Raw genomic sequence first — 20,846 nt, 5'->3', positions numbered from 1 at the left:
GTAGCCTGGCTGCACAGGCACCAGGAGGATGCAATGACGCACCCCGAGATCGCGGCGACCCTGTCGCGTTCCACCGGCCCGCTGGACGACGCGCTCGCCCAGCTCCGACAGGCCGCAGAAGCGCTCGACATGCCCGACGGGCTCCACGAGATGCTCAAGGTCCCGCGCCGCGAGCTCGCGGTCAGCATTCCCCTCCGCCGGGACGACGGCTCTCTCGCCGTGTACTCGGGCTATCGCGTCCAGCACAACTTCACGCGCGGCCCCGCGAAGGGCGGCCTGAGGTACTCCCCCGCGGTCGAGATCGACGAGGTCCGCGCGCTCGCGATGTGGATGACCTGGAAGTGCGCGCTGCTCGACGTGCCCTACGGCGGCGCGAAGGGCGGCGTGGCGATCGACCCGCGTCAGCACAGCCAGGCGGAGCTCGAGCGCGTCACGCGCCGCTACACGTCGGAGATCCTGCCGGTCATCGGCCCCGAGGTGGACATCCCCGCGCCCGACATCGGCACCGACGAGCGGACGATGGCGTGGATCATGGACACCTTCTCGGTGGCCCGGGGCTACACCGTGACGGGGATCGTCACCGGCAAGCCGGTGAGCCTCGGCGGCTCGCTCGGCAGGGCCAGCGCGACGTCGCGCGGCGTCGCACACATCGCCCTGCACGCGATGGAGAGCCGGGGCATCGACCCGGCGCACGCCTCCGCAGCGGTCCAGGGCTTCGGCAAGGTGGGCCACGGCGCTGCCCGGTTCCTCGCGGAGGCCGGCGTCAAGGTCCGCGCCGTGAGCGACATCGACGGCGCGGTCTACAGCCACGAGGGACTCGACATCGCGCGACTGTCCGAGCACGTGGAGCGCACCGGCAGCGTCGTCGGCTTCGAGGGTGCGGAGCCGATCGACCCGTCATACCTGCTCACCCTGGACGTCGACGTGCTCGTGCCGGCCGCGGTCGAGGGGGTGCTGACCTCGGAGAACGCGGCGAAGGTCGAGGCGCGCATCGTCGTCGAGGGAGCGAACGGCCCCACGACCAAGGACGCGGACACGATCCTCCGGGAGCGCGACGTGCTCGTGGTGCCGGACATCCTTGCCAACGCGGGCGGCGTCGTCGTCTCGTACTTCGAGTGGGTCCAGGCGAATCAGGCCTACCAGTGGAGCGAGCGGGACGTGAACGACCGGCTCGAGGAGCGCATGTCGCGTGCGTGGCACGACGTGGTCTCGCGCGCGGGCGCCCACGACCTCACGTTCCGCGAGGCGGCGACGGAGATCGCGGTCGAGCGCGTCGTCGACGCGCATCGCCTCCGCGGCCTCTACCCCTGATCAGGCGAGCAGGAACCGCACCAGCATCGCGACGGACACGACGACGATCAGCACCCGCAGCACGAGGGGGTTCACGCGCAGGAGCAGGCGCGAGCCGATCCATGCGCCGCACAGCTGGCCGAGCGCCATCACGCCGCCGACGATCCACACGACCTTGCCCGCGATCACGAAGACGATGAGCGCGGCGAGGTTGGTCGCGAAGTTGAGCGTCTTCGCGAGCGCGGTGGAGCGGCGCAGGTCGAAGCCCCGCAGCGCGACGCCGCCGAGCGCGAACAGGGAGCCCGTGCCCGGCCCGAAGGCACCGTCGTAGGCGCCGATCGCCGGCACCACGGTGGAGACGTACGTCCGCTTGGACATCCGCGCGCGAGGCGGCGGCAGGTGCGCGTCGCGCACGAGCAGGAAGTACGCCGCGATCGCGACCAGCACCACGGGGATCACGATCTCGAGCGCCGCAGGGTCGACGAACAGGATGACGACGGACCCGACCGCCGACCCCGCGAACGCGACCAGCATCGGCCCTCGCACGTCGCGCCAGGCGACGCCGTGACGGCGGATCACCGCCACCGTGGCGGTGAGCGTGCCGAACGATCCCTGGAGCTTGTTCGTGCCCAGCGCCTGCACCGGGGGCACCCCGGCGAGCAGCAGTGCAGGCACGGTGATGAGGCCCCCGCCGCCGGCGAGCGTGTCCAGCAGCCCCGCCGCGAAGGCGGCGACCGCCAGCGCGACGAGGACCTCCGCGCTCAGCTCTTGCCCGAGTAGTTCGGCGCCTCGACCGTGATCTGGACGTCGTGGGGGTGGCTCTCCTTGAGCCCGGCCGGCGTGATGCGGACGAACCTGCCCTTGGCCTGAAGGTCGGGGATGGTGCGCGCGCCCACGTAGAACATCGACTGGCCGAGGCCGCCGACGAGCTGGCGGACGACGGACGCGAGCGGACCCTTGTAGGGCACGCGACCCTCGATGCCCTCGGGGATGAGGTCGTCGTCGCTCGGCGCATCGGCCTGGAAGTAGCGGTCCTTCGAGTACGACACGCGGCCGCGCGACGCCATGGCCCCCATCGAGCCCATGCCGCGGTAGGTCTTGAACTGCTTGCCATTGACGAGCACCAGGTCGCCGGGGGTCTCGCTCACGCCGGCGAACAGGGAGCCGAGCATCACGGACGATGCGCCGGCCACCATGGCCTTGGCGATGTCACCCGAGTACTGGAGGCCGCCGTCGGCGATCACGGGCACCCCGGAGGGGGTGCACGCCTGCGCGGCCTCGTACACAGCGCTCACCTGCGGCACGCCGACTCCGGCGACCACGCGGGTGGTGCAGATCGAACCCGGGCCGACGCCGACCTTGACGGCGTCCACGCCCGCGTCGACGAGCGCCTGCGCTCCGGCACGCGTCGCGACGTTGCCGCCGATGATCTGGACGTGCTTCGTGGCGGGGTCGGACTTGAGGCGCTTGATCATGTCGATCATGGCCTGCGCGTGACCGTGGGCGGTGTCGACGACGAGCGCGTCGACCTCTGCCTCGACGAGCGTCGTCGCGCGCTGCCAGGCGTCGCCGAAGAAGCCGACCGCTGCGGCGACACGGAGACGACCCTCGTCGTCCTTGGTCGCGAGCGGGTACTTCTCGGTCTTGACGAAGTCCTTCACGGTGATGAGACCCGTGAGCCTGCCCTCGCCGTCGACGAGGGGGAGCTTCTCGACGCGGTGCTGGCCGAGCAGCTTGGCGGCCTCCTCATTGCTCACGCCCTCGGGGGCCGTGATGAGCGGCATGGGCGTCATCTGGTCCTTGACCAGCAGGTTCGGGAAGTCGGCCTGGCTGAGGAACCGCATGTCGCGGTTGGTGATGATGCCGACGAGCTTGCCGTCCTCCTCGACGACCGGGAGGCCGGAGACGCGGTAGCGCGCGCACAGCGCGTCGAGCTCAGCGAGCGTCGCCTCGGGTCCGACGGTGACCGGGTCGGTGATCATGCCGGACTCGGAGCGCTTGACGGTGACGACCTGCTGCGCCTGATCCTCGATGGACAGGTTGCGGTGCAGGACGCCGATCCCGCCGAGGCGGGCGAGCGCGATCGCGAGCCGCGCCTCGGTCACGGTGTCCATCGCAGCGCTGAGCAGCGGCACCTTGATGGAGATCTCGCGGGTGAGCCGGGTCGTGGTGTCGACCTCGGAGGGGATGACGTCGCTCTCGCCGGGGAGGAGGAGCACGTCGTCGTAGGTGATTCCGGTATAGCCGAAGGGATCGTTGTCAGCGGGCGCCATGACCCGATTCTACGGCGATGAGCGAGGCCCGCCTCCCGAACCCCGAGGGGGTATTGCCAAGGGCCGACGAAGGGGATAGACAGGCACTAAGAGTTCAACGAGGAGCTCTTGACCTGGGCGAATTGTCCGAACTAGGGTCTTAATCACGGTTCGATAACGAAGTCGCCACCGGCTTCGTCATCGAGTCGCTCAGGGGGAACGACACAAGGGAGTCGCCATGGAGTCGATCGCAAGGCTGCCGGCACCGACGCAGGACCAGTGGGAATGGCAGTACCGGGGGGCCTGCCGCGGAGTGGATCCGGATCTCTTCTTCCACCCGGAGGGCGAGCGCGGCGCGGCTCGCCGTCGCCGGGCGGAGGCCGCGAAGCAGTACTGCGCCAACTGTCCAGTCCAGGAGATGTGCCGCGAGCGTTCGCTCATGGCACGCGAGCCGTTCGGGGTGTGGGGCGGCCTGAGCGAGGACGAGCGGCACTCGATGCTCGTCAACCGGGTCAGGCAGGCGGGCTGACCCTCCGCACCCGTGCGCAGAGACGTCGAGGCCCCCGGAGGATCGATCCTCCGGGGGCCTCACTACGACAGAAGGGCTCCCGGGCCGCAGCCCGGGAGCCCTTCTTCGCTCAAGCGGTCGTTCAGCCGACGATGGCGAGGAGGTCGCGCGCGGAGAGGATGAGGTACTCCTCGCCCGCGTACTTCACCTCGGTGCCGCCGTACTTGCTGTAGATGACCTTGTCGCCCTCGGCGACGTCCACGGGGACGCGGTTGCCGTTGTCGTCGATACGACCCGGGCCGACCGCCACGACGACGCCCTCCTGGGGCTTCTCCTTGGCGGTGTCAGGGATCACGAGGCCGGAGGCCGTGGTCGTCTCGGCGGCAGCCGCCTTGACCACGACCTTGTCCTCCAGAGGCTTGATTGAGACCGACACTGCGGACCTCACCTTCCGTCTCGAAGTTCAGGTGATGACATCTGCCGGGCGACCTGCCGTCGCGGGGGTCAGGCGAGCCGGACCGATGCCACGCTCCCTTGCGGAGCACCGTCAGATTAGCACTCGCACGCGGCGAGTGCTAATGCGTCTGCGGGCGTTCGCCATGCGTGGAATCATCGCTGGCATGGACGCCTCCACCGCACGCCTGCTGCTGGCGCCCGAGACCCTCGCTCTGATCGACGGCCTGCCGCCGTACGACACGATCGAGCCGCTGTCGTTCGGAAGCAGGCTGCGCGCCGAGGGCCTCGATGGGGGCCTCGTGGCCGCGGTGCTCACGCAGGCCGAGCTGAGGCTCAAGGCCAGGGCCAAGCTCGGCGACTTCGCCTCGGGGATGCTGTTCACGCGCGAGGGCCTCGAGCAGGCGACCCGCCTCAGCGTCGCGGGCCGCCACGCGGCCCGTTACCGGGACGCCGGATGCACCCGCGTCGCGGACCTCACCTCTGGCCTCGGCGTCGATGCCATGGCGCTCGCCGCCCTCGGGCTCGCGGTGGTCGCCTTCGAGCTCGACGAGGCGACCGCGCTCCTCGCCGATCATCACCTGCGTCTCTGGGACGACGCGGTGGTCGTCCACGCGGACTCGATGGCGACGGTGCGGGGCATCGACGGCGTCGACGCGGTCTTCGCGGATCCCGCCCGGCGCACCGGTCGTGGGCGCCGCCACGACCCGCGCGACTACTCCCCCGCGCTCGACGACGTGCTCGCGCTGCGCGACCAGCTCCCCGCGCTCGGCGTCAAGGTCGGTCCCGGCATCCCGCACGACGCGATCCCCTCCTCGGCTCCCGAGGCGCCCGTCGAGGCGCAGTGGGTGTCGGTGGACGGCGACGTGGTGGAGGCCGGCCTGTGGTGCGGCCCGCTCGCCCGCCGCGAGGGGCACGCCGCGCTCGTGATCCAGGGCGACGAGGCGCACGAGATCGCTGGAGATCCCCTCCCCGGCGATCCGGGGCCTCTTGGCGAGTACCTCTACGAGCCCGACGGCGCCGTCATCCGGGCGGGACTCGTCGGACCGCTCGCGGAGCGGATGGACGCACGCCTGGTCGATCCCACGATCGCCTACCTCACGTCCGATGCGCAGGTCACGACCCCGTTCGCGCGCGGCTACCGCGTGCTCGAGTCCATGCCGTACTCGACCTCGCGGCTCGCCAAGGCGCTGCGGGAGCGCGGCGTCGGGCGCGTCGAGATCAAGAAGCGCGGCATCGACGTGACCCCGGAGAGGCTGCGCCCGCAGCTCAAGCTGCGCGGCACAGAGGCCGCGACGGTGGTCCTCACGCGGATCGCCGGCCGTCACACCGCGCTGCTCGTCGAGCCACTGGGCCGCTGAGGAACCGGGCCGCTGAGGAACCGGGCCGCTGAGACGCCGTGTCGCTGAGGCGCCGACGTCAGCAGGCGTCCGGCACACCCTTGAGAGCGACGGGCCACGAACCCTGAGGATCGGCCGCGCCCGCGAGCACCGACGCGACCGCGGCGAGCGTGTCCGCGCTGCGCCCGTACGCGCCGACGTAGACCCGCGCCTGCGACCTCGCGAGCGCCCAGGGCCCGCCCATCGCGACCACGACGTCGGCCTCGCCCGAGGCGCCGTCGCCGCCGGTGATCCACACGGAGGTGCCATCGTCCCCGACCGAGACGCCCTCGTCCTCGAACGCGGCCGCGAGTGCCTCGCGGTCGGCCTCGAAGCCGCCCGAGATCGTCACCGTGTCGCCCACGAAGGGCGCGGAGCAGTCGGCGGCCCCGACGGTGACCGAGCCGAGCGCGAGCGCCTCTGCGTAGTCGCCGTCGACCGTCGCCTCGACGGTCGTGAGGCTCTCCTGCCACCGCGACAGCAGGATCACACGCGCGGCCGCCTCGTTCAGCCGCTCGCGCGAGAGCGAGCCCTCCTTGACCGCGCTCACGATCGCGCGGCGCGCCGCCTTGGTGGACTCGGGCATGAGCAGCAGATCGGCCCCCGCGGCGAGCGCGTCGACGGCGGCCTCGCCCGCGTCATGGCTGCCGATGATCGCGCCCATGTTGAGCGCATCGGTCACGGCGACCCCGGTGAAGCCCAGCTCCTCGCGCAGGTACGCGTAGGCCTCGGGGTCGAGGCTCGCGGGGATGCCGCCCCAGGCGTCGACCGCGACGTGGCTCATCATCACCATCGGCGCTCCGACCGCGATGGCCCTGCGGAACGGCGCGATCCCGGTCGCCTCGAGGTCGTCGAGCGAGCCGGAGAGCACGGGCACGTCATCGTGCGAGTCCGTCGTCGCGGCGCCATGGCCGGGGAAGTGCTTGAGCGCTGGGACGACTCCGCCGTCGAGGTAGCCGAGCATCGCCGCGACCACGGTCCCCGCGACCGCGCTGGGGTCGTCTCCCGCGGAGCGATCGCGGATCACGGGATCGTCAAGCCCGATCGTGACGTCCGCGACGGGAGCGAGGTCCACGGCGAAGCCGAGCTCGGCCAGGTCCGCGCCCGCGCGCGCGTAGACGCCTCGCACGAGCGACTTGTCCGTCGCCGCGCCCGCGGCCATGAACGACTGCAGAGAGGGGACGATGCCGTCGAGCCTCGCGACCGACCCGCCCTCCTGGTCGACCGAGACGAGCGCCTGCCAGCCACGGTCGCCGGCGCCGGCCTGCGCGGCCTCGGTGAGCGCCAGCACCGTCTTCCTGGAGCGCGTCGCGTCCCCCATGAGCATCACGCCCGCGAGGGACGCGTCCGCCACCAGGTCCGCGAGCTCCTCGGGGTCGGTTCCCGAGTAGGCGGGCATGATGACCGCTCCTGCGGCCTCCCAGAGCCCGAGCTCGGCGGCGTCATCGAGCGCCTGCTCCCACGCGTCGACGGTGGGGCCCCACACGAGCGTCTCGGGCTCGGCCGTCGCCTCGGCGTGCGCGGCCTCCGCCGAGCCCGTCGCGGACGGCGACGAGGCAGTGGTCGGGTCGGCCGGTGCGGACGAGGACGGTGCAGACGAGGACGAGGCGGACGGGGACGATGCGGCGCTCGCCGGCGTCGAGGCCGTCACCTCGGCGGTCGTCCCGGTGCAGGCGACGAGACCGAGCAGCGCGAGACCGGCCACGCCGGCCCTCAGCGCCGCTGGGACCGCCTTCGTCACGGGCGCCTCAGACGGTGATCGTGCCGAGCGGCATGGACGAGTCGACGCCGATGCTCAGCTCGCTCGGGGCCACGCCGCGGCGCGCGACCGCGGAGCCGAGGGCGGCGATCATCGCGCCGTTGTCGGTGCAGTAGCGGATCGGCGGGATGCGGACGTCGATGCCCGCCTGCTCGCAGCGCTCGGCCGCGAGCTCGCGCAGCTGCGAGTTGGCGGAGAAGCCGCCTCCGATCACGAGCGTGTCGACGTCGTTGGCCCGGCACGCGGCGATGGTCTTCTCGACGAGGACATCGGCGACGGCGGCGGCGAACGACGCGGCGACGTCCGCCACGGGGATCTCCTGACCCGACTCCTCGCGCGCCTCGATCCAGCGGGCGACCGCCGTCTTGAGGCCCGAGAACGAGAAGTCGTAGGCGTGGGTCTGCATCGCCTTGGCGCTCGTGAGCGCGCGCGGGAACGGGATCGCCTCGGGGTTCCCCTCGCGCGCGAGCCGGTCGACGTGCGGGCCGCCGGGGTACGGGAGGTTGAGGAGGCGCCCGACCTTGTCGAAGGCCTCGCCCGCCGCATCGTCCAGGGTGTGGCCGAGCTCGACCACGTCGGTCGCGATGTCGTTCACGAGCAGCAGCGACGTGTGACCGCCCGAGACCACGAGCGCCATGGTCCGCTCGGGCATCGGGCCATGGACGAGCTCGTCGACCGCGGCGTGGCCGATGACGTGGTTGACGCCGTACAGCGGCTTGTCGAGCGCGAGCGCGAGCGCCTTCGCGGCGGCGACGCCGACGGTGAGTGAGCCGACCAGGCCGGGGCCCGAGGCCACCGCGATGCCGTCGATGTCGGACAGGCTCGCGCCCGCACGGCTCAGCGCCTCCTCGACGGTCGGGACGAACGCCTCGAGGTGCGCGCGGGACGCGACCTCGGGGACGATGCCGCCGAACCTGGCGTGCTCGTCCATCGACGAGGCGACGACGTCGGCGAGCAGCTCGGTGCCGCGCACCAGGGCCGCGCCCGTCTCGTCGCACGTGCTCTCAAGGCCAAGGATGAGGGGTTCCACGCCTCCCAGGGTAGTCGGCGGGAATACCTGGCACCGCATGGTCGTCATACAGCGACGTGAGCACGATGCCCGATTCCTCCCCGCCGCCGTTCGGCGTGCCCGAGGAGGCGCTGGGGCTGCTGTTCCGCGATGCGCGCTCGTCGACCCGCTGGGCCGAGCGCGAGGTGCCGGACGAGGTGCTGCGCGAGGTCCACGAGCTCGTGCGGTGGGCGCCGTCGGCCAACAACTCGTCGCCGATGCGGCTCGTGGTGGTCCGCTCGGAGCACGCTCGCGAGATCGTCATGGAGCACGCGTCCCGCGGCAATCGCGTGAAGCTGGACCGCGCGCCCCTGATCCTCGTCGTCGCCTCCGACCCGCGCTATCACGAGCACCTCGACGTCACCGCGCCGGGGCTGCCCGGGCTGTACGAGGTGCTCGAGAGCCGCCCCGACGCACGGGCGATCACCGCGCACGACAGCACGTGGCTGCAGACCGGCTTCCTCATCGTCGCGCTGCGCGCGGCAGGCCTGGACGTGCGCCCCATGGCCGGATTCGACCGCCCGGGGCTGTGCCGCGACCTGCTCGGCGACCGCTCGTGGAACGCGGAGCTGATCCTCGCGGTCGGCTACCCCGCCGAGGACGGCGAGCATGGCGCGGGCGACAGGCGCGGGCGTCCCGACTGGGACACGACGACGCTCGAGCTGTGAACAGGCCCCTGCCTGCTCGACCCCGACGAGGCCCGCGCCCTCAGAATCCCGCCGGCTCCCGCATCGTCCGTCGCATCACGAGGGCGTCCACGCCCTCGGGCTGGTAGTACTTCCTGCGCACGCGCACGTCCTCGAAGCCGTACGCCCTGTACAGGGCGAGCGCTGCCTCGTTCGTGACGGCCACCTCGAGCCACACGAAGGGCACGCCGAGCGACGTCGCCTCGGCGAGGAGGTCCTCCATGATGAGGCGAGCGAGTCCCTTGCGACGATGCTCGGGGACCACGGCGAGGTTCATGAGGCTGAAGGCGTCGCCGTCGAAGCCGTACACCGCGTACGCCGCCGGCGCTCCGTCCACCCACACGCCGCGGTAGCGGCGCCCGCCGTAGCGGAAGTCCTCTCGGATGAGGCTCTCCGACCATGCCGAGGCGCCGAACAGGTCCTTCTCGACACCGGCCATCCAGGCGATGTCGCCCTCGTGAAGGTCGCGCAGCTGAGGCGCGACCGCGCCGACGCTCACGCCCCGGGGACGCCGTGGACGTCGGGACGACGCAGGTACAGCGGCTCGGTCGGCAGGTCCGCCTCCCCCGCCGCGAGGCGGCGCGCGACGACCCGCGCGAGCCACGCGGGCTCGACGTCGAGGGGGCGTCCTTCTGGGAAGGTCTCGAAGTACACCGCGGCGCCGGGGCCGGCGACGAGGCCGGCGACGGGCACATCCGTCGGATACGCGACGCCGGGGCCGTCGACGCGGACGCCGTCGCGATAGGTCGCCCAGTACAGCTCCTTGCGGCGCGCGTCCGAGATGACGGTGACGTCACCCTCGTCCGCGAGCGCGGCGCCGATCGCGTCGAGCGAGCACGTGCCGTGCACGGGCACGCCCCACGCGAATCCGAGCGTGCGGGCGGTGACGAGGCCGACGCGCAGGCCCGTGAAGGGCGCGGGCCCGGTGCCGACGACGATGCTCTCCACGTCGCCGAGTCCGCAGCCGGCCTCCGTCATCGCGTCCTTGATCAGGCCCGAGAGCAGCTCGGCGTGGCCGCGCGGCGCATGCTCGATGCGCGAGGCCTTCACCTCGTCCCCGTCGAGGACGGCGACGGCGACGGCGGCGGACGTGTCGAGCGCGAGGATCATGGGGCCAGCCTAGGCGTCGCCGAGGAACGCGCCCCGCCACCGGTCGCCGTGACCCGTGACCGTCACCGCGCGCGTGCCCGCGTCGGGGGCCTCCATGTCGAGCTCACCGCCTCGCTCACGGCGGATCACGACGTGCAGGCGGTCCTGCGAGAGCTGCTCGGCCGCGCCCTCTCCCCACTCGACGACGGTCACCGAGTCCTCGAGCGCCGCGTCGAGGTCGAGGTCGTCGAGCTCGGCGAGCGAGCTCAGGCGGTACGCGTCGACGTGCACGAGCGCGGGCCCGTTGACCTCGGACGGGTGGGTGCGGGCGATGATGAAGGTGGGGCTCGCGACGGGGCCGCGCACGCGCAGCGCCTCGCCGAGACCCTGGGTGAACGTGGTCTTCCCCGCGCCGAGGTCGCCGCTGAGGATCACGAGGTCGCCCGCGGTGAGCATCGGGCCCACGATGTCGCGGCCGAGCGAGCGCATCGCGGCGGCGTCGGGCGCGTCGAACGTCGTCATGCGTCCACCTTCGGTCGCAGCCCGCCGAAGCGGCAGAGCACCTCATAGTCGATGGTCCCGACCGCGTCGGCCCAGTCGGCAGCGGAGGGGCCGCCGGGACCGATGAGGACGACCTCGTCGCCCTCGGTCACCTCGGTGTCGGGGCCGAGGTCCACGACGAACTGGTCCATGCACACCCTGCCCGCGATCGGGTACCGGCGGCCGCGGATCGCGACGTGCGCACGCCCTCCCCCTCCGGCGCGGAAGACGCCGTCCGCGTAGCCGACGGGGACCAGCCCCAGCATCGTCTCGCGGTCCGTCGTGTACTCGTGGCCGTAGCTCACGCCCTGGCCGGCGTGCACGGGCTTGACGAGCGCGACGCGCGTCGTCACCGACATCGCGGGCGTGAGGCCCCAGTCGCCGCCCTCGGGATCCTCGACGGGCGGCCTGCCGTACATCGCGATGCCGGGGCGGACGAGGTCGAAGTGCAGGTCGGGGCGTGTGAGCGTCGCGGCCGAGTTGGCGATGTGGCGCACCTCGAGCTCGAATCCCCGTTCCTCGGCGAGCTCGAGGCCGACGAGGAACACGCTCGCCTGGTGGTTGATGGTCGGGTGGCCGGGCTGGTCGGCCCACGCCAGGTGGGACCACATGCCGACGACGCGCAGGACACCCTCGTCCTGAAGCGCCTTCGCGCGATCGAGCAGCGCGGGCAGGAGGTCGAGCGGACAGCCCTCGCGTCCGAGCCCGGTGTCCAGGAAGAGGTGCAGGCGCGCGACCTTGCCCGCGGCGCGCGCCGCTGCCGCGATGGCCTCGAGGACCTTGACCGAGCCGAAGGACATGTCGATGTCGGCCGCGACGAGAGCGTCGAAGGGACCGTCCGGCCCGTAGAGCCACGTGAGGATGCGCCCCGTGTCGCCTGCCTCGCGCAGCGCGAGCGACTCGGACGGCTGAGCGGTCCCGAGCCAGGTCGCGCCGCCCTCGCGCGCGGCCCTGCCCGCCTCGACGAGGCCGTGGCCGTAGCCGTCGGCCTTGACGACGCCCATCACCTGGGCGCCCGTGGCGCGTTCGCGCAGCACTCGGACATTGGCCGCGATCGCGTCATTATCAATTTTGATTGCGATGCTCATGGTCCCTAGTCTCTCAGGTCCTCGGTGTCTCGTAGGTCCGTCAGCTCTCGGCCACGACGACTGCGGAGGCGATCCCCGCATCGTGCGTCAACGACAGGTGAAGGCTCGCTATGCCGAGCTCCGCGACCCTCGCGGCCACGGACCCGGTCAGGACGAAGCGCGGCGCCGCCCCATCCTCGCGCGCGACCTCGCAGTCCTGCCACGACAGGCCCACGGGCGCGCCCAGCGCCTTCGCGAGCGCCTCCTTCGCGGCCCAGCGCGCCGCGAGCGAGTGATGGCCGAGCGTGCGCTCGGCGGGCGTGAAGACGCGCTCGAGGAAGCCGGGCGACCGCTCGAGGGCGTCCTCGAAGCGCTCGATCGCCACGACGTCGATGCCGAGCCCGACCACCGCCACGTCTCACTCCACCGTGACGGACTTGGCGAGGTTGCGTGGCTGGTCCACGTCGTAGCCCTTCGCCGCGGCGAGCTCGTGCGCGAAGATCTGCAGCGGCACCACGGTCAGCAGGGGGCTCAGCAGCACGGGCGAGGACGGCACGTAGAAGACGTTCTCGGCATGCTCGGCGGCCTCCGTGTCGCCCTCCTCCGCGATGACGAAGGTGCGGGCGCCGCGCGCGCGGACCTCCTGGATGTTGGAGATGACCTTGGAGTGCAGCGTCTCGCGCCCACGAGGGCTGGGCAGGATGATGATGACCGGCTGACCCTCGTCGATCAGCGCGATCGGCCCATGCTTGAGCTCGCCGGCGGCGAAGCCCTCCGCGTGGATGTACGCGAGCTCCTTGAGCTTGAGGGCGCCCTCAAGCGCGATCGGGTAGCCGACGTGGCGACCCAGGAACAGCACGCTGCGCTCGTCCGCGAGCGCACGGGCGAGCGCACGCACGGGCTCGGCCGTGTCGAGCACCCGCTGGATCTTCGCGGGCATCTCGTCGAGCTGGGCGAGCAGCGTCTCGATCTCGTCGGGGTACTTGTTGCCGCGCAGCTCCGACAGGTAGATGCCGAGCAGGTAGGCCGCGGTGATCTGCGACAGGAACGCCTTGGTCGACGCGACCGCGATCTCGGGCCCGGCGCGCGTGTAGAGGACGGCGTCCGCCTCGCGCGCGATCGTGGAGCCCTGCGCGTTGACGATCGCGACGACGGGCGCGCCCTGATGCTGCGCATGCCTCACCGCCATGATCGTGTCCATCGTCTCGCCCGACTGGCTGATCGCGACGACGAGCGTGCGCACGTTGACCACAGGGTCGCGGTAGCGGAACTCGTGCGCGAGCTCGACCTCGACCGGGATGCGCGTCCAGTGCTCGATCGCGTAGCGCGCCACGAGACCCGCATAGGAGGCGGTGCCGCACGCGACCACGATGATCTTGTCCACCGAGTTGAGCACCGCGTCGGCGATGAGGCCCTCGTCGAGCCGAAGCTTGCCGCGCTCGTCGATGCGCCCGCGCAGGGTGTCGGCGACGGCCGTCGGCTGGTCGTGGATCTCCTTGTCCATGAACGTCGAGAAGCCGCCCTTCTGCGCGGCCTCGGCGTCCCACTCGACCCGGTACGGCTCGCGCTCGATGACGTTGCCCGCGTAGTCCGTGACCACGACACCCTCGGGGGTGATCTCGACGACCTCATCCTGGCCCAGCTCGAGCGCGGTGCGCGTGTGCTCGATGAACGCGACGACGTCGGAGCCCAGGAAGTTCTCCCCCTCGCCCAGCCCGACGACCAGAGGAGAGTTGCGGCGCGCGCCGACGACGACCTGCGGCTCGGTCGAGTCCACCGCGAGCAGCGTGAACGCGCCCTCGAGCCGCGCCGCGACCATGCGCATCGCCTCGACGAGGCCGTGCCCGTCGAGCACCACCTTCGCGAGCAGGTGACCGACCACCTCGGTGTCGGTCTCCGACAGGAACCGCACCCCCTGGGCCCGCAGCTCCGCCCGCAGCGGCCCGTAGTTCTCGATGATGCCGTTGTGGATGATCGCGATGCGCCCGTCAGCCGCGAGGTGCGGGTGGGCGTTCGCGTCCGTGGGCGCGCCGTGCGTCGCCCATCGGGTGTGACCGATCGCGGCGGTGCCGGGCCGCAGCGGATGCTCGGCGATGAACTTGCCGAGGTTGACGAGCTTGCCCGACTTCTTCGCCATGTCCACGTGGCTGGGGTCCTCGGTCACGACCGCGATGCCCGCGGAATCGTAGCCGCGGTACTCGAGCCTCGCGAGGCCCGCCATCACGACGCCCTCCGGACGCGCGCTGGGCGATCCCGATCCGACATAACCCACGATTCCGCACATGCCGCCAGTCTAGGCGGCACCGGGAGCCGAATCCGCAGGTTCCGGCGCATGGTCCAGAATGGAGCGGTGGCCAGCACAGACACGTCCTCCAGCACCCCGTTCGTCACGCTCAGCCGTGACGAGTGGGCCGCGCTCGCAGACTCGACGCCGCTGCCCCTCACCGAGGACGACGTGCGGCGCGTCCGAGGCGTCGCCGACCCGATCTCGCTCGAGGAGGTCGACACCGTCTACCGACCGCTGTCGCGACTGCTCGACCTCTACTCGCAGGCGACGGGCGGACTGCACCGCGCGACGAGCGAGTTCCTCGGCGAGCGCGCGAGCCGCACCCCCTTCGTGATCGGCGTCGCCGGCTCGGTCGCGGTCGGCAAGTCCACCACGGCGCGCGTGCTGCGCGAGCTCATGGCCCGCTGGCCCGACTCGCCGCACGTCGAGCTCGTCACGACCGACGGCTTCCTGCTGCCCAACGCCGAGCTCGAGAAGCGCGGGATCATGGCGCGCAAGGGCTTCCCCGAGTCCTACGACAGGCGGGCGCTGCGCCGCTTCGTCGCCGACGTGAAGTCCGGCCTGCCCGAGGTCACGGCTCCCGTGTACTCCCACGTGACGTACGACATCGTCCCCGACGAGCGGGTCGTGGTCCGCCGCCCCGACGTGCTCATCGTCGAGGGCCTCAACGTCCTCGCGCCGCCGGTCCTGCGCGAGCCGGGCGCGCCCGCGTTCGCGCTGTCGGACTACTTCGACGCCTCGATCTACGTCGACGCCCGCCCGTCGGACGTGCGCCGCTGGTACATCGACCGCTTCCTCACGCTGCGCGGCACCGCGTTCTCGCGCCCCGACTCGTACTTCCACACCTACGCCGACCTCAGCGACGAGGAGGCCGTCGAGCGCGCGGGGCACATCTGGGACACGATCAACGCGCCCAACCTGGTGCACAACATCGCCCCGACGCGCTCGCGCGCCACGATCATCCTGAACAAGAGCGCGGACCACAGCATCGAGTCGGTGCGCCTGCGCAAGCTGTAGCGCTCACCAGGACGATGCGTAGGCCGCGCCAGCGCGCGGCGTCGGCTCGGCGGCCGGGCAGTTCAGATGCCGGGCGGGTTCAGACGGGACGCCGCGCGACGATCGTGAACGTGCACGGCACGATGTCGGCCTCGGCGCCGGGCCACGCGAAGTCGCCGTCCGGCAGCTCGATCATCCGCTCGGCGAAGCGCCACGGCAGGGTGCGTCCTTCATGCATGGCCTCGATCGTGAGGCCCGCGTCGAGCAGCACCGTGACGACCTCGGAGATCGGGTGCGCCCACTCGTAGGTGCGGGTCGCGGTCACCGTCCCGTCGCCGATGTAGGTCGCGGCCTCGTCCCACTGGAGGGCTCGACCGTCGGAGAAGTACCGGTACCTGGCCACGGGCTCGGCGCGGGCCTCGTCGATCGTGCCCAGCATCGGGTGGCCGTCGCGGATGTAGAACACTCCCCCGGGACGCAGCAGCTCGGCGATCTGCCTCGCCCACGCGCCGAGATCGTCGAGCCATCCGATCGTGCCGATGCTCGTGTAGACCACGTCGAAGGTCCGCTCGGGCCCGAGCGTCGTGTCGACGAGCGCGCGGGCCTCAAGGACGTCGCCGTGAACCCACTCCGCGTCGATCCCGAGGGAGCCGGCGAGCCTGGCCGCCTCCCGGAGCGCCGGGGCCGAGAAGTCGACGCCGACCACCCGCGCTCCCGCTCGCGCGAGCGACACGGTGTCGGTGCCGATGTGGCACTGCAGGTGGCACACGTCGAGGCCCGCCAGCCCCCCGGGAGGCAGGTGCTTCTCGAGCACCGGAAGATCCTTGCTGACGACCGTCGACAAGTGCCTCGGGTCCTCGAGGAAGGCCGTCAGTCCGTAGGCCTCGACGTGCAGCGGGACACGGTCGTCCCAGTTGGCGAGGTTCGCGGCGCGCGCCGTCCCCCAGTCGACGTCGACGCCGTCGACCGGCTCCTGGTCCGGAACGCCCATCAGTCGTCGCCGTCGTCGCGCGGGTGCTCGCCGTGACGCTCGGCGCGACGCTCACGGATCGTGGGACGCACCTCGAGCTGGCCTGTGACGAGGCGCTCCTCGATGTCGCCCGCGAGGTCGGGCAGCTCCGGCTTGGTGAAGCCGAGCAGCGCGAGCACCTTGTCGACGAGGAGTCCCAGCACGACGCCGGTGATGACGCCGACGATGATCGAGAAGATGAGGTTGTCGGGAAGGATCGACCCGACGACGGTGCCGAGCAGGATGCCCCAGCCAGCCCACAGCGCGACGGCCACGGCATCGACGGCCATGAACCGCCTCCGGGGGAACCGCAGCGCGCCCGCCGTGAGGTTGACGGCGACGCGGCCCATCGGGATGAAGCGAGCGGCGATGATGAACGACGTCCCTCGCCGCTCGAGCTGATGCTCCGCCCAGTCGAGCGCGTGGCGCGGCCTGTCGCGCGTGAACGCGCCCCAGTTGCGCACGTCGAAGCGCGAGCCGATCCAGTACGCGACCTGGTCGCCGCACCAGGCACCGGTCGCACCCGCGAGGAAGATGAAGATCAGGATCGGGGTCCCCGTCTGGATCGACGCCGTCGAGGTCGCGATGATGATCGACTCCGACGGCACGACCGGGAAGAACGCGTCGATGAGCGACATCAGGAAGGTCAGCGGGTAGATCCACAGCGACTCGGCGAAGGTGAGGATCCCCTCGTTGAGCCGATCGCTCATGTGCAGGATCCAGTCGAGGGTGTCGTTCACCCCGTCAGTCTTCCAGGCTCGAACGGGCCCGGCATCGGGTGGTCCCCCCATTCCGCGCTCGGCAGAAGGATGATTCGGGGCGGGTTCACCAGTCTTCGCAGTCCTGATCAGCGTCCACGCTGAAGTCGACGGGGACCCAGACCGTGTGCACGTGTCCGCCAGAGCGATAGGTGAGCGTCATCTCCTGCACGGAGACATCGGCCGCGGGGTCGTCGGCGTCGAGCGCCAGGAGCAGCTGACCGGAGGTGCCCGCCTCGACGACACCGTCGATAGGGTCCACGGCCCGGGCCATCACCTCGGAATCCATGGGGCCCGTGTCGTCGGAAGGCCAGCCCATCGAGCCCACCACCTGGTCCAGCGCCGGCCCATCCGGGTCGAACAGCAGCACGATACTGGCGAGATTGGTCGATTCGGTGACGCGCCAATCCATGAGGATGGCATCGTCGGCGCCCTCCGTGTTGTCCAGGAGCACGCCGAAGTAGGTGGCGGCCTCCTCTGGATCGACGGTCGAGCACATGCCCGATGCCGGCCCGAAGACGTCGAGCGGCCCCGTGCCGAGCGCCGCACACCCCGACAGCGTCACCGCGCTCACGGCGACCAACGACACGATTCCGAGCGCACGCATGTCAACACTCGTCCCCGACCGTGAGCCCGACCCGCATTCGCGAGTAGACCGTGTGGACGTGGCCCCCCGACCGGTACGTCACCGCGATCTCGTCCACGAAGGCGTCCTCGTCCGCGTCCTCGGGAGTGATCGCGACGAGCAGGGTCCCGTGCACGCCCGCGGGGACGACCGCATCGTCCCCGGGCTCCGTCGCACTCTCCATCGTCGCGACGACGTCCTCATCGTCAGACGGCCATTCGAGCGACCCGAACGACCCGAGGGCGTCCACCAGACAGTCGACAGACTCGACGTTCTCCGTGTCCGTGGCCCAGGCCTTGAGGATGACCGCGTCGTCCGCGCCGTCCCGGTTGTCGAGCGGCACTGCGAGATAGAGCGTCGCTCCGTCCTCCGCAATGGTGCTGCAGAGCGCGTCACCGGTCGCCACCTCGAGCGGTCCGTCCCCCAGCACCGCGCAGCCGGACAGCATCGTCCCGCCGAGCTCGACGACCGAAACGGCGCCGAGCGCGCGTGAGAACGGCCTGTTCATGAATCCCCCTGATGTCCCCTCGCACCCCAGCGGGCGAGCGGTGATCAGAGCATAGCGACACCGAGGGGCGTCAATGCGGGATCTGTGGAACGCGCGCGAGCGCACGTGTCCCGCCGACGCTTGCCGGGCTCAGAGCGCGAGGCGCTCCTTGACGACGCCCGCGAGCGTCTCAGCGTGATGCTGGGCGTCCTCGGGGGTGGAGGCCTCCACCATGACGCGCACGAGCGGCTCGGTGCCCGAGGGGCGGAGCAGCACGCGGCCCGAGTCGCCGAGCTCCTCGCGCGACGCGGCGACGGCCTCGGCGAGCGGGATGTCGGTGCGCACGCGGCTGCGATCCACGCCGGCGACGTTGATGAGCACCTGAGGAAGCGTCGCGATGGCGGCGCACTGGTCGCGCAGCGGACCGTCTGCGGCCACGCGCGCGCCGAGCATGAGCGCGGTGAGCACGCCGTCGCCCGTGGTCGCGAACTTGGAGATGATGATGTGGCCCGACTGCTCGCCGCCCAGGACGAATCCGCTCTCGCGCATCGCCTCGAGCACGTAGCGGTCGCCGACCGCGGTCTCCACGATCTCGATCCCGGCCGCGCGCATCGCGTGGTGCAGGCCGAGGTTGCTCATCACGGTCGCGACAAGCGTGTCGCGGTACAGGACGCCGAGTCGCTTCGCCGCGATAGCGAGCAGCCCCATGATGCGGTCGCCGTCCACGACCTCCCCGGTGTGGTCCACCGCGAGGCAGCGATCCGCGTCGCCGTCGAACGCGACGCCCATGTCCGCGGAGTGCTCGACCACGGCCGCCTTGAGCGGGCCCAGGTGGGTCGAACCGACGCCGTCGTTGATGTTGAGGCCGTCGGGCTCCGCGTTGATGACGATCACGTCGGCGCCCGCGGCGCGCAGCGCGGTGGGGCCCACGACGCTCGCGGCGCCGTGCGCCGCGTCCACGACCATGCGCACGCCCGCGAGCGGCTCCTCGAGCCCGGTGAACTGTCGCACCGCGCCGACCACATGGTCGACGTACTCGGAGGCGAGATGGTCGGCGCGCAGGAGGCGGCCGACGGCGGCGCCGGTGGGCCGCTCCCAGTCCTCACCGAGTCGCGCCTCGATGGCCTCCTCGACCGCGTCGTCGAGCTTGTGGCCGCCGCGCGCGAAGAACTTGATGCCGTTGTCCGGCATGGCGTTGTGGGAGGCGGACACCACCACGCCCAGGTCCGCCCCCGTGGAGGCGGTGAGGAAGGCGACCGCAGGAGTGGGCACCACGTCCACGTTCTGGACGTCCACCCCCGCAGAAGCAAGACCGGCCGCGACCGCCGCGCTCAGGAACTCGCCTGAGGCGCGGGGGTCGCGGCCGATGACGGCACGGGGACGGTGTCCGGAGAACTCGCCTCGCTCCGCGAGCACGTGGGCCGCGGCGACCGCAAGGTCGACCGCGAGCTCCGCCGTGAGGTCGCGATTCGCGAGGCCCCGAACACCGTCCGTGCCGAAAAGTCGTGCCATATGCCCGACTTTAGTGGCTTAGCGCTTCGAGTACTGCGGAGCGCGACGGGCCTTCTTGAGACCGGCCTTCTTGCGCTCCACCGCGCGGGCGTCGCGAGTCAGGAAGCCAGCCTTCTTGAGGGCCGGGCGGTTGGTCTCGACGTCGATCTCGTTGAGCGCGCGGGCCACGCCGAGGCGCAGGGCACCGGCCTGACCCGAGGGGCCACCACCGTGGATACGGGCGTGCACGTCGAACTTGCCCTCGATGTCGAGGAGCGCGAACGGCTCGTTGACGAGCTGCTGGTGCACCTTGTTCGGGAAGTAGTTCTCGAGGTCGCGGCCGTTGAGGACCCACTTGCCGGTGCCGGGCACCAGGCGAACGCGGGCGACGGCCTCCTTGCGGCGGCCGAGGCCGGCGCCGGGGGCGATCTCCGAGGTGCCCTTGCCGCGCTCGACGGCGGTCTCGGTCGTGTACTCGGTGGGGGTCTCGTTCTCGTTGTCGACGTCGGTCGTCACATCTGCCATGATTCTGTGTTCCTTCAGGACTTACTGCGCGACCTGCGCGATGGTGAACGGCTTGGGCTGCTGCGCGGCGTGCGGGTGCTCGGCACCCGCGTACACCTTGAGCTTGGTGAGCTGCTCGCGGCCCAGCTTGTTGTGGGGGAGCATGCCCTTGACGGCGTTCTCGATCACGCGCTCGGGCTTCTGCTCGAGGAGCTCGCCGATCGCCTTGGTCTTGAGGCCGCCCGGGTAACCGGAGTGACGGTAGACCATCTTGTCCGTGAGCTTGTTGCCGGTGAGGGCAACCTTCTCAGCGTTGATGATGATCACGAAGTCGCCGGAGTCGACGTGGGGGGCGAAGGTCGCCTTGTGCTTGCCGCGAAGCAGCTGAGCAGCCTGCGAGGCAAGACGACCGAGAACCACGTCCGTCGCGTCGATGACGTGCCATTCCTTGGTGACGTCACCCGCCTTGGGAGAATACGTACGCACTGTGAAGCCTTAACTTTCGGAGTTCTGATCGCGGGCATGCGCCCGCAAAGGGTTCGGTCGGCGTACCTGCGAAGGGCGAGTGGGAGGCACCATCCACGGGGAGCGCACAACGACGACCAAGTTTACCGGCGT

At 71.2% G+C, this 20,846-nt stretch carries 23 protein-coding genes; 5 read left to right on the top strand and 18 right to left on the bottom strand.

What is annotated here, in order from left to right:
* Positions 1–33 precede the first annotated feature (33 nt).
* The gene (locus tag AOP78_RS01855; protein ID WP_062200801.1) at positions 34–1,311 is read left to right on the top strand and encodes a Glu/Leu/Phe/Val family dehydrogenase; all 1,278 of its coding nucleotides are present in this window, start codon (positions 34–36) and stop codon (positions 1,309–1,311) included.
* On the opposite strand, the gene AOP78_RS01850 is transcribed toward AOP78_RS01855, so the two are convergent.
* Both AOP78_RS01850 and guaB read right to left on the bottom strand, forming a co-directional pair.
* Complete coding sequence (locus AOP78_RS01850; protein WP_269082094.1) at positions 1,312–2,031, bottom strand: TSUP family transporter; 720 nt, start codon at positions 2,029–2,031, stop codon at positions 1,312–1,314.
* A gap of 20 nt (positions 2,032–2,051) precedes the next feature.
* Entirely contained in the window at positions 2,052–3,563 is a 1,512-nt protein-coding gene (guaB, locus tag AOP78_RS01845) for an IMP dehydrogenase (RefSeq protein WP_062200799.1), read from the bottom strand.
* A gap of 217 nt (positions 3,564–3,780) precedes the next feature.
* Here guaB and AOP78_RS01840 point away from each other — a divergent pair, with 217 nt between their 5' ends.
* A complete protein-coding gene (locus AOP78_RS01840) occupies positions 3,781–4,071 on the top strand; it encodes a WhiB family transcriptional regulator (protein ID WP_062200798.1) in 291 nt (96 codons plus the stop codon).
* Between the two features lie 121 nt (positions 4,072–4,192).
* On the opposite strand, the gene groES is transcribed toward AOP78_RS01840, so the two are convergent.
* Complete coding sequence (groES, locus tag AOP78_RS01835) at positions 4,193–4,486, bottom strand: co-chaperone GroES (protein WP_062200797.1); 294 nt, start codon at positions 4,484–4,486, stop codon at positions 4,193–4,195.
* A gap of 184 nt (positions 4,487–4,670) precedes the next feature.
* On the opposite strand from groES, the gene AOP78_RS01830 reads away from it, so the two are divergent.
* Entirely contained in the window at positions 4,671–5,864 is a 1,194-nt protein-coding gene (locus AOP78_RS01830) for a THUMP-like domain-containing protein (RefSeq protein WP_062201669.1), read from the top strand.
* A 58-nt stretch (positions 5,865–5,922) separates the two neighbouring features.
* Here AOP78_RS01830 and AOP78_RS01825 read toward each other — a convergent pair whose 3' ends face one another.
* Both AOP78_RS01825 and tsaD read right to left on the bottom strand, forming a co-directional pair.
* A complete protein-coding gene (locus tag AOP78_RS01825) occupies positions 5,923–7,623 on the bottom strand; it encodes a glycoside hydrolase family 3 N-terminal domain-containing protein (RefSeq protein WP_062200796.1) in 1,701 nt (566 codons plus the stop codon).
* A 7-nt stretch (positions 7,624–7,630) separates the two neighbouring features.
* Positions 7,631–8,710, bottom strand: a complete 1,080-nt coding sequence (tsaD, locus tag AOP78_RS01820) for a tRNA (adenosine(37)-N6)-threonylcarbamoyltransferase complex transferase subunit TsaD (protein WP_062201667.1) — start codon at positions 8,708–8,710, stop codon at positions 7,631–7,633.
* Positions 8,711–8,736: 26 nt separating this feature from the next.
* Between tsaD and AOP78_RS01815 the strand changes: the two genes are divergently transcribed.
* Positions 8,737–9,357 carry a malonic semialdehyde reductase gene (locus AOP78_RS01815; protein WP_062200795.1) on the top strand — a complete coding sequence of 207 codons (621 nt, stop codon included), beginning with the start codon at positions 8,737–8,739 and terminating at the stop codon, positions 9,355–9,357.
* Between the two features lie 40 nt (positions 9,358–9,397).
* On the opposite strand, the gene rimI is transcribed toward AOP78_RS01815, so the two are convergent.
* The 6 genes from rimI to glmS are packed head-to-tail and all read right to left on the bottom strand — an operon-like array spanning position 9,398 to position 14,355.
* Positions 9,398–9,874, bottom strand: coding sequence for a ribosomal protein S18-alanine N-acetyltransferase (gene rimI, locus AOP78_RS01810; RefSeq protein ID WP_062200794.1), 477 nt, complete (start codon positions 9,872–9,874; stop codon positions 9,398–9,400).
* The gene (gene tsaB, locus AOP78_RS01805; RefSeq protein WP_062200793.1) at positions 9,871–10,485 is read right to left on the bottom strand and encodes a tRNA (adenosine(37)-N6)-threonylcarbamoyltransferase complex dimerization subunit type 1 TsaB; all 615 of its coding nucleotides are present in this window, start codon (positions 10,483–10,485) and stop codon (positions 9,871–9,873) included. Before tsaB ends, rimI begins: the two co-directional genes overlap by 4 nt.
* Positions 10,486–10,494: 9 nt before the next feature.
* On the bottom strand, positions 10,495–10,986 hold the full coding sequence (gene tsaE, locus AOP78_RS01800; protein WP_062200792.1) for a tRNA (adenosine(37)-N6)-threonylcarbamoyltransferase complex ATPase subunit type 1 TsaE: 492 nt from the start codon (positions 10,984–10,986) through the stop codon (positions 10,495–10,497).
* Positions 10,983–12,092, bottom strand: a complete 1,110-nt coding sequence (alr, locus tag AOP78_RS01795) for an alanine racemase (RefSeq protein WP_062200791.1) — start codon at positions 12,090–12,092, stop codon at positions 10,983–10,985. The genes tsaE and alr overlap by 4 nt, the downstream gene beginning before the upstream one ends.
* A gap of 40 nt (positions 12,093–12,132) precedes the next feature.
* Entirely contained in the window at positions 12,133–12,486 is a 354-nt protein-coding gene (locus AOP78_RS01790; RefSeq protein ID WP_062200790.1) for a holo-ACP synthase, read from the bottom strand.
* A gap of 3 nt (positions 12,487–12,489) precedes the next feature.
* Positions 12,490–14,355 (bottom strand): glutamine--fructose-6-phosphate transaminase (isomerizing), encoded by a 1,866-nt coding sequence (gene glmS / locus AOP78_RS01785; protein WP_062200789.1) that lies wholly within the window; start codon positions 14,353–14,355, stop codon positions 12,490–12,492.
* Positions 14,356–14,403: 48 nt separating this feature from the next.
* Here glmS and coaA point away from each other — a divergent pair, with 48 nt between their 5' ends.
* Entirely contained in the window at positions 14,404–15,375 is a 972-nt protein-coding gene (coaA, locus tag AOP78_RS01780; RefSeq protein ID WP_062200788.1) for a type I pantothenate kinase, read from the top strand.
* A 79-nt stretch (positions 15,376–15,454) separates the two neighbouring features.
* On the opposite strand, the gene AOP78_RS01775 is transcribed toward coaA, so the two are convergent.
* The 7 genes from AOP78_RS01775 to rplM form a co-directional block, all read right to left on the bottom strand.
* A complete protein-coding gene (locus AOP78_RS01775) occupies positions 15,455–16,345 on the bottom strand; it encodes a class I SAM-dependent methyltransferase (RefSeq protein ID WP_062200787.1) in 891 nt (296 codons plus the stop codon).
* On the bottom strand, positions 16,345–17,103 hold the full coding sequence (locus AOP78_RS01770; RefSeq protein WP_062200786.1) for a DedA family protein: 759 nt from the start codon (positions 17,101–17,103) through the stop codon (positions 16,345–16,347). The genes AOP78_RS01775 and AOP78_RS01770 overlap by 1 nt, the downstream gene beginning before the upstream one ends.
* 85 nt (positions 17,104–17,188) lie before the next feature.
* Positions 17,189–17,695: a hypothetical protein gene (locus tag AOP78_RS01765; protein WP_160297581.1), complete on the bottom strand. Its 507-nt coding sequence runs from the start codon at positions 17,693–17,695 to the stop codon at positions 17,189–17,191.
* A gap of 34 nt (positions 17,696–17,729) precedes the next feature.
* Complete coding sequence (locus AOP78_RS01760) at positions 17,730–18,254, bottom strand: hypothetical protein (RefSeq protein ID WP_062200784.1); 525 nt, start codon at positions 18,252–18,254, stop codon at positions 17,730–17,732.
* A gap of 129 nt (positions 18,255–18,383) precedes the next feature.
* Entirely contained in the window at positions 18,384–19,745 is a 1,362-nt protein-coding gene (glmM, locus tag AOP78_RS01755) for a phosphoglucosamine mutase (RefSeq protein WP_062200783.1), read from the bottom strand.
* An 18-nt stretch (positions 19,746–19,763) separates the two neighbouring features.
* The gene (gene rpsI / locus AOP78_RS01750) at positions 19,764–20,249 is read right to left on the bottom strand and encodes a 30S ribosomal protein S9 (RefSeq protein ID WP_062200782.1); all 486 of its coding nucleotides are present in this window, start codon (positions 20,247–20,249) and stop codon (positions 19,764–19,766) included.
* A 21-nt stretch (positions 20,250–20,270) separates the two neighbouring features.
* Positions 20,271–20,714 (bottom strand): 50S ribosomal protein L13, encoded by a 444-nt coding sequence (gene rplM / locus AOP78_RS01745; protein ID WP_062200781.1) that lies wholly within the window; start codon positions 20,712–20,714, stop codon positions 20,271–20,273.
* Positions 20,715–20,846 lie beyond the last annotated feature (132 nt).

Source organism: Demequina salsinemoris, assembly GCF_000974805.1.
In the GTDB taxonomy this organism is placed as follows: domain Bacteria; phylum Actinomycetota; class Actinomycetes; order Actinomycetales; family Demequinaceae; genus Demequina; species Demequina salsinemoris.
The sequence above is the reverse complement of the archived record's forward strand: the minus strand, read 5'-3'. Positions and strand labels throughout refer to the sequence as shown.